This window comes from Streptomyces sp. OfavH-34-F (assembly GCF_022347745.1).
In the GTDB taxonomy this organism is placed as follows: Bacteria; Actinomycetota; Actinomycetes; order Streptomycetales; family Streptomycetaceae; genus Streptomyces.
In genome coordinates, this window is sequence record NZ_JAKRGC010000332.1 from 1 (window position 1) to 6850 (window position 6850).

Here is a 6850-nt window from a genome sequence, read left to right on the forward strand (position 1 = left end):
GTGTGCGACCGGGCCGAGCGGGCGCTGCGCGAGGCCGCCGCCGGGCTCGACGCCGCCCGGGAGCGCTGCGCCGAACTGGGCAGGCTCTCGCAGCGCGTGGCGCACGGGGTCCGCGCGCTGGGGCCGGTCCGCGAGGAGTACGAACGCGTGGCGCGGCTCGCCGGGCTGACCGCCGGCACCTCGGCCGACAACGCGCGCAAGATGCGCCTGGAGTCGTACGTGCTGGCGGCCCGCCTGGAGCAGGTCGCGGCGGCGGCCACCGCCCGGCTGCGCCGCATGTCGTCGGGCCGCTACCAGCTCGTGCACTCCGACGCTCGCACGGGAGGCCGCCGGGCGGGGCTCGGCCTGCACGTCATCGACGCCTGGACGGGCCGCGAGCGCGACACGGCCACGCTCTCCGGCGGCGAGACGTTCTTCGCCTCGCTCGCCCTGGCGCTCGGCCTCGCCGACGTCGTCACCGACGAGGCCGGCGGCGTACGGCTGGACACCCTGTTCATCGACGAGGGGTTCGGCAGCCTGGACGACCAGACGCTGGACGAGGTGCTGGACGTGCTCGACTCGCTGCGCGAACGGGACCGCAGCGTCGGCATCGTCAGCCACGTCGCCGACCTGCGCCGCCGCATCCCCGCCCAGCTCGAAGTGGTCAAGGAGCGGCACGGATCGGCGGTGCGGCTGCGCGCCGGGGCGGACGGGCTCAGCGACTGATCGGGCGGCCGGGCAGCGGCGAGGAGTAGACGACGCTGGTGGTCACCGACCCCAGGGCGCCGATCTTCCCGGACACGGTCTCCAGATGGCTCATCGAACGGGCCGTCACCTTGAGCACGAAGCAGTCGTCACCGGTGACGTGATGGGCCTCCACGACCTCCGGCGTGGTCGCCAGCAGGTCGTGGAACGGCTTGTAGTTGCCGTTCGGGTACCGCAGCCGTACGAAGGCGAGGATCGGCAGCCCGAGCCGTTCCGGATCGACCACCGCCGCGTAGCCGCTGATGACCCCGGCCTCCTCCAGCCGGCGGACCCGCTCGGTGACGGCGCTCGGCGACATCGCCACCGCCCGCGCCAGTTCCGCGTAGGAGGCGCGGCCCTCGCGCTGGAGGACGTCGAGAATGCGCCAGTCGGTGGCGTCCGGGGAATACTCGCTCATCCCGACAGCCAACCGTGGAATCCCCGGCCGGGCAAGAAAGGTGCCGGGGATCTCACCTTCCGGGCCGGGTGCGGGGCTCATAGATTTCTGCCATGACCTCCCGGACCGGCGCCACCGCCGCCTCTCACCCCGTCCTGGGCGTTCCGCCCGCCGCCCCCGCCGACGCCGTCGCCTATTTCGGCGCCTCGCTCGCCTTCCACGCCGACGCCTCCGACGTCGCGGCCGCCCTCGCCGCCGGGGGCGATCCCGGGTTCGTCCTGCTGGACTCCCGGTCCACCGAGTCCTGGGACCAGGGCCACATCCCGGGCGCGGTCCACCTGCCGACGGCGCTCATCGCCGAACAGGCGCCCCGGCTCCTCGACCCGGCCGTGCCGGTCGTCACGTACTGCTGGGGGCCCGGCTGCAACGGCGCCACCCGCGCCGCCCTCGCCCTGGCCCTGCTCGGCTACCGGGTCAAGGAGATGCTGGGCGGCTTCGAGTACTGGGCGCGCGAGGGCTTCCCGTACGAGACGTCGGAGGGCGCGGCGCGGCGCACCGCCGACCCGCTCACCGCACCGGTCGCCGCCGGCGACTGCGGCTGCTGACGGCTGCGGCCCGGCCCCGGCGGTGTCCGGGACCGGGCCGCCGGGGCGTCAGAGCTTCGACAGCTCGTCGACCAGGTCGTCCAGGCCCAGCGGGCCCTGGGACAGCGCCGCCATGTGCCACGCCTTGAGGTCGAAGGCGTCGCCGTGCGCCGCGCGGGCGTTCTCCCGGCCCAGCAGCCAGGCGCGCTCGCCGAGCTTGTAGCCGATCGCCTGGCCCGGCATCGACAGGTAGCGGGTCAGCTCGCTCTCCACGAAGTCCGCGGGACGGCCGCTGTGGTTGCCGAAGAACTCCTGGGCCAGGTCCGGCGTCCACCGCTCACCGGGGTGGAACGGCGAATCGGCCGGGATCTCCAGACCCAGGTGCATGCCGATGTCCACGATCACCCGGCAGGCGCGCATCATCTGCGCGTCCAGATAGCCGAGCCGGCGCTCCGCGTCGGGCAGGAAGCCCAGCTCGTCCATCAGCCGCTCCGCGTACAGCGCCCAGCCCTCGGCGTTGGCGCTGACGATGCCGATGGACGCCTGGTAGCGCGACAGGCTGTCCGCCACGTGCACCCACTGGGCGAGCTGGAGGTGATGGCCCGGAACACCCTCGTGGTACCAGGTCGACACCAGGTCGTACACCGGGAAGCGGGTCTCGCCCATGGTCGGCAGCCAGGTGCGGCCGGGCCGGGAGAAGTCCTCGGACGGGCCCGTGTAGTACGGGGCGGCGGCCCCGCCGGGCGGGGCGATCCGGGACTCCACCCGGCGCACCCGCTCGGCCAGCTCGAAGTGCGTGCCGTCCAGCGCCTCGATCGCCTCGTCCATCAGGCCCTGGAGCCACGCCTGGACCTCGTCCACGCCCTCGATGTGCTTGCCGTGCACGTCGAGGTGGGCCAGCGCCTCCCACGGGCCCGCGCCCGGCAGCACCTTCCCGGCCTCGGTCCGCATCTCGCCGAGCAGCCGGTGGTACTCGGACCAGCCGTACGCGTACGCCTCGTCCAGATCGAGGTCGGTGCCGTTGAAGTAGCGCGACCAGCGGGCGTAGCGCTCCCGGCCCACCGTGTCGGGCTCGCCCTCGATCGCGGGGACGTACACCTCGCGCATCCACTGCCGCAGCTCGTCCAGGGCGCCGGTGGCCTGCGCGGCCGCCGCGTCCAGTTCACCGCGCAGGGCCTCCGGGCCGGCGGCGGCGAACTCCTGGAAGAAGCCCTTCGACCCGTCCCCGACCCACTCGTCGAGCTGGCCGATGAACGTGGCCGCGGCGCGCGGACCGCCGTACAGCTTGCGCTCCAGACCCAGCGCCAGGGACTCCCGGTAACCGGCGAGCGCCGCCGGGACCGCCCGCAGCCGCTCGGCGACGGCCGCCCAGTCCTCGTCCGTCTCGGTGGGCGTCACCGTGAACACGTCCCGGACCGCGTGGGCCGGGGAGTGCATGTTGGAGACGACCCGCAGCCCCTCCTCCGCCTCGTGGACGGCGAGTTCCGCCGTCAGGCGCTCCCGCAGCAGCCGGCCGCAGCGGCGCTCGGCGTCGTCGGCGGCACCGGGCAGCGCCTCCGCGCGGTCCAGCCGCGCGAGGGTGTCACGGGCCAGTGCGGCCAGCCGGTCCTGGCCGGCGGGGGAGAAGTCGGGAAGGCGGCGCGAACTCTCCGCGACTCCGAGGTAGGTGCCGGAGATCGGGTCGAGTTCGATGAATGCGTCGACGTAGGCGTCGGCGATCTGGCGCGGCAGTGCGTTGCTGGAAGAGTCTGGCATACCGACATCCTCATACGGTGAGGCCCCCCACGTCACCATCTATTCGGTGGAACGCACCTGTCCCGGGAGCGGCCCCGGCCCCGCCCCCGGCACCGGCGGGAGCAGCGGGCCGCACTCCCACTGCTGGAAGATCAGCCGCGTCTCCACCCGCGCCACCTCGCGCCGCGAGGTGAACTCGTCCAGCACCAGCCGCTGGAGATCCGCCGTGTCCGCCACGGCCACGTGCACCAGGTAGTCGTCGGGGCCGGTCAGATGGAACAGCGCCCGCGACTCCGGCAGCGACCTGATCCGCTCCACGAACGGCCCGATCAGCTCCCGGCGGTGCGGCCGCACCTGTACGGAGAGCAGCGCCTCCAGCCCCCGGCCGAGCCGGGCCGGGTCCAGCCGCAGCTGGTGCCCCAGGATGACGCCCGTACGGCGCAGTCGCGTCACCCGGTCCAGGCACGTCGAGGGGGCGACGCCCACCTCGGCCGCCAACTCCCGGTACGTGGTCCGGGCGTCGTTCTGCAACAGTCGTAGAATGTGCAGATCGACCGTGTCGAGAGCGACGGATTCAGTCATTCGCCGAACGTAGCACGGGGTTGAGGCCCCTTGGCCCGGGGAGCGTTCAGAGTGCGGCCATGGACAACGAATCCGTGCCGCAGCCCGCGACGACAACCCCGTCCAGGGCACTCGCCACCGAAGCCGTGCACGCCGGACGCGACGACCTCGCGGCCGAAGGTCTGCACGCCGCACCGATCGACCTGTCGACGACGTACCCCTCCTACGACTCCCGCGCCGAGGCGGAGCGGATCGACGCCTTCGCCACCACCGGGGCCCGCCCGGACGGCCCGCCCGTCTACTCCCGGCTCGACAACCCGACGAACGCCCGCTTCGAAACGGCCCTGGCCCGTCTGGAGGGCACCGAGAGCGCGGTGTCGTTCGCCAGCGGCATGGCCGCGCTCACCGCCGTCCTGCTGGCCCGCGCCGGACAGGGGCTGCGCCATGTGGTGGCCGTCCGCCCGCTCTACGGATGCAGCGACCACCTGCTGAACGCCGGGCTCCTGGGCACCGAGGTCACCTGGACGGACCCGGCCGGCATCGCCGAGGCCATCCGGCCCGACACCGGCCTGGTCATCGTGGAGACCCCCGCCAACCCGACCCTCGCCGAGGTGGACATCCGGGCCGTCGCCCACTCCTGCGGCTCGGTGCCGCTGCTGGTCGACAACACCTTCGCCACCCCCGTCCTCCAGCGCCCCGTCGAGCACGGCGCCCGGATCGTCCTGCACAGCGCCACGAAGTACCTGGGCGGCCACGGTGACGTCATGGGCGGAGTCGTCGCCTGCGACGAGGAGTTCGCCGGTGTGCTGCGCCGGGTCCGGTTCGCCACCGGCGGCGTGCTGCACCCGATGGCCGGCTATCTGCTGCTGCGCGGCCTGTCCACCCTGCCGGTCCGGGTCCGGGCCGCGTCCGCGACCGCCGCCGAACTCGCCGGCCGGCTCGCCGCCGACCCGAGGATCAGCCGCGTGCACTACCCGCGGATCGGCGGCGCGATGGTCTCCTTCGAGGTCACCGGCGACCCGCACCGGGTCATCGCCGGGGTGCGGCTGATCACCCCGGCCGTCAGCCTCGGCAGCGTCGACACCCTCATCCAGCACCCGGCCTCCATCAGCCACCGCATCGTGGAGGAGGGCGACCGGCACGCGTCCGGCGTCGTCGACCGGCTGCTGCGCATGTCGGTCGGCCTGGAGGACGTCGACGACCTCTGGGCCGACCTCGACCGGGCGCTGGACGGCGGGGAGGTGGAGGCCCGCCCCGGCGTCAGCGCTCGGCCTGCTCGTACGGCAGCGGCGGCAGGGAGCGTGCCGGGCCTGGGGACAGGCGGGCGGTGATCACCACCGTGCCCTCCTCCACCTGGTAGTCGAGCGGCAGCGAGAGCGCGCGCATGGCGGCGACCATGCCGGTGTTCGACGCCTGGGTCACGGCGTAGACGCTCTCGCAGCCGGCCTCGGCCGCCATCGCCACGAGCCGGGCCAGCAGCTCGGAACCGATGCCGCGCCGCTGCCAGGCGTCCTCCACGAGCAGCGCCACCTCGGTCTCGTCGCCGTCCCACAGCAGGTGCCCGAGGGCGACCAGCCGGCCGGAGGCGGTCCGGGCGGCCAGGGTGCGGCCGAAGCGCGGGCCGAGCAGATGGTCCAGGTAGCGGTCCGCGTCCCGGACCGGGCCGTGGTAGCGCAGGCGCAGCGTCTGTTCCGAGCAGCGCCCGTGCATCGCCACGGCCGCGTCGAGGTCGGCCCGGTCCGCCCGGCCCACCGTGATCTCTTCGCCCTCCGGCAGCGTGAGGACCTGCCGGCCGCGCGGCATGCGGGGCCCGAGCCGGGCGTCCAGCTCCACCAGCGCCCGGGCCCGGGCGAACTCCGTCGGCGTGAACGGGAGATGGGGCCGCTCCACCGTGAGCACCCCGCCCGACGGATCGCGCAGCCGCATCACCGTCTCCTCCAGCACCCCCTCGACCGGTGCGGACTCCCCGGTGGGGCGCCCGGTCACCGATACGGCGGGCAGCGAGCGGATCGAGCAGCGGCCGAGCAGTTGACGCAGCGCCAGGGGGAGTTCGGCGCCGTCCAGTGCGGTGCGGGTGGCGAGGCCGAGGACCCGCGTCGGGGCGTCCACCAGGTCGTGGGTGTCGGCCCGTTCGGTCCAGGTGGAGGTGCCTCCGGCGGCGGCGACCGCCCGGCCCAGTTCCTGGGCCGGCAGCGAGGCGGGTACCCGCAGCAGGAACTCGTCCACGGTGCCCCGCGCCAGCGGATGCGTCTGGAGGGTCAGGATGTCGATGCCCAGCCCGGCCAGCTCCGTGCACAGGGCGGCCAGACTGCCCGGCGCGTCCTGGACGGTGGTCCGCATCCGCCACAGCACCGTGGAGCCGCCGGCGGCGGTCGCGGTGGCCGGCGACCCGTCCGGCCCCGCCGGTTCGGGCGGCGGGGGCGGAGCGTGGCTGTGGCGCCGCGCCCACCAGGTGTGGAACCCGGCGGTCGCGGTCAGCGCCACGGCCGAGGCGATGAGCAGGTACGGGCCGTCCGGCTGATGTCCGATCAGGTTGGCGATCGCGTCGGCGACGGCCACCGCCGTGAACAGCGCGGCCAGTTCGATCACGTCCCGCCGCCAGTGGTGGGGGCGGCGGGTGTTCTTCGCGGAGGTCATATCGGTCATGAACCCACTGTGACCGCACCGTGTTGCCTGATCACGAACGTGTTGTGACCGATGGGTTAATCGAGCCTCCGGCCTCCGATCCTCGGCCTCCGGCGGCACGGGGCGCACGTTTCGAAGGCGGGGGACGGAGGGGGATGCAGGGGGATGTCGTGGCGGCCGATGCGCGACCGGCCACCACGGCACCACCGCGCGGGTCAGCCGGCCG

General features: G+C 74.1%; 7 protein-coding genes. 3 read left to right on the forward strand and 4 right to left on the reverse strand.

The features are described from left to right. Positions 1 to 705, forward strand: a 705-nt coding sequence (locus MHW47_RS30030) for an SbcC/MukB-like Walker B domain-containing protein (RefSeq protein ID WP_275449816.1), incomplete at its 5' end; no start/stop codon positions are given. Here the strand turns inward: MHW47_RS30030 and MHW47_RS30035 are convergent. Further along, positions 695 to 1141 (reverse strand): Lrp/AsnC family transcriptional regulator, encoded by a 447-nt coding sequence (locus tag MHW47_RS30035; protein WP_239226996.1) that lies wholly within the window; start codon positions 1139 to 1141, stop codon positions 695 to 697. The genes MHW47_RS30030 and MHW47_RS30035 overlap by 11 nt on opposite strands. A 92-nt stretch (positions 1142 to 1233) precedes the next feature. On the opposite strand from MHW47_RS30035, the gene MHW47_RS30040 reads away from it, so the two are divergent. After that, positions 1234 to 1725 (forward strand): rhodanese-like domain-containing protein, encoded by a 492-nt coding sequence (locus MHW47_RS30040; RefSeq protein ID WP_239226997.1) that lies wholly within the window; start codon positions 1234 to 1236, stop codon positions 1723 to 1725. Positions 1726 to 1773: 48 nt separating this feature from the next. Here MHW47_RS30040 and MHW47_RS30045 read toward each other — a convergent pair whose 3' ends face one another. Both MHW47_RS30045 and MHW47_RS30050 read right to left on the reverse strand, forming a co-directional pair. Continuing rightward, positions 1774 to 3459, reverse strand: a complete 1686-nt coding sequence (locus tag MHW47_RS30045; RefSeq protein WP_239226998.1) for a DUF885 domain-containing protein — start codon at positions 3457 to 3459, stop codon at positions 1774 to 1776. Positions 3460 to 3498: 39 nt separating this feature from the next. After that, the gene (locus MHW47_RS30050) at positions 3499 to 4020 is read right to left on the reverse strand and encodes an Lrp/AsnC family transcriptional regulator (RefSeq protein WP_239226999.1); all 522 of its coding nucleotides are present in this window, start codon (positions 4018 to 4020) and stop codon (positions 3499 to 3501) included. 59 nt (positions 4021 to 4079) lie between these two features. Between MHW47_RS30050 and MHW47_RS30055 the strand changes: the two genes are divergently transcribed. Next, positions 4080 to 5330, forward strand: coding sequence for a PLP-dependent aspartate aminotransferase family protein (locus MHW47_RS30055; RefSeq protein ID WP_239227000.1), 1251 nt, complete (start codon positions 4080 to 4082; stop codon positions 5328 to 5330). On the opposite strand, the gene MHW47_RS30060 is transcribed toward MHW47_RS30055, so the two are convergent. After that, a complete protein-coding gene (locus MHW47_RS30060) occupies positions 5260 to 6636 on the reverse strand; it encodes a GNAT family N-acetyltransferase (protein WP_239227001.1) in 1377 nt (458 codons plus the stop codon). The genes MHW47_RS30055 and MHW47_RS30060 overlap by 71 nt on opposite strands. Between the last annotated feature and the right edge of the window lie 214 nt (positions 6637 to 6850).

What these genes read in the sequence shown, in the direction of transcription:
- MHW47_RS30035 (WP_239226996.1), bottom strand. Translation starts at nt 1,141, where the DNA reads ATGAGCGAGTATTCCCCGGACGCCACCGACTGGCGCATTCTCGACGTC.
- MHW47_RS30060 (WP_239227001.1), bottom strand. Translation starts at nt 6,636, where the DNA reads ATGACCTCCGCGAAGAACACCCGCCGCCCCCACCACTGGCGGCGGGAC.
- MHW47_RS30045 (WP_239226998.1), bottom strand. Translation starts at nt 3,459, where the DNA reads ATGCCAGACTCTTCCAGCAACGCACTGCCGCGCCAGATCGCCGACGCC.
- MHW47_RS30040 (WP_239226997.1), top strand. Translation starts at nt 1,234, where the DNA reads ATGACCTCCCGGACCGGCGCCACCGCCGCCTCTCACCCCGTCCTGGGC.
- MHW47_RS30055 (WP_239227000.1), top strand. Translation starts at nt 4,080, where the DNA reads ATGGACAACGAATCCGTGCCGCAGCCCGCGACGACAACCCCGTCCAGG.
- MHW47_RS30050 (WP_239226999.1), bottom strand. Translation starts at nt 4,020, where the DNA reads ATGACTGAATCCGTCGCTCTCGACACGGTCGATCTGCACATTCTACGA.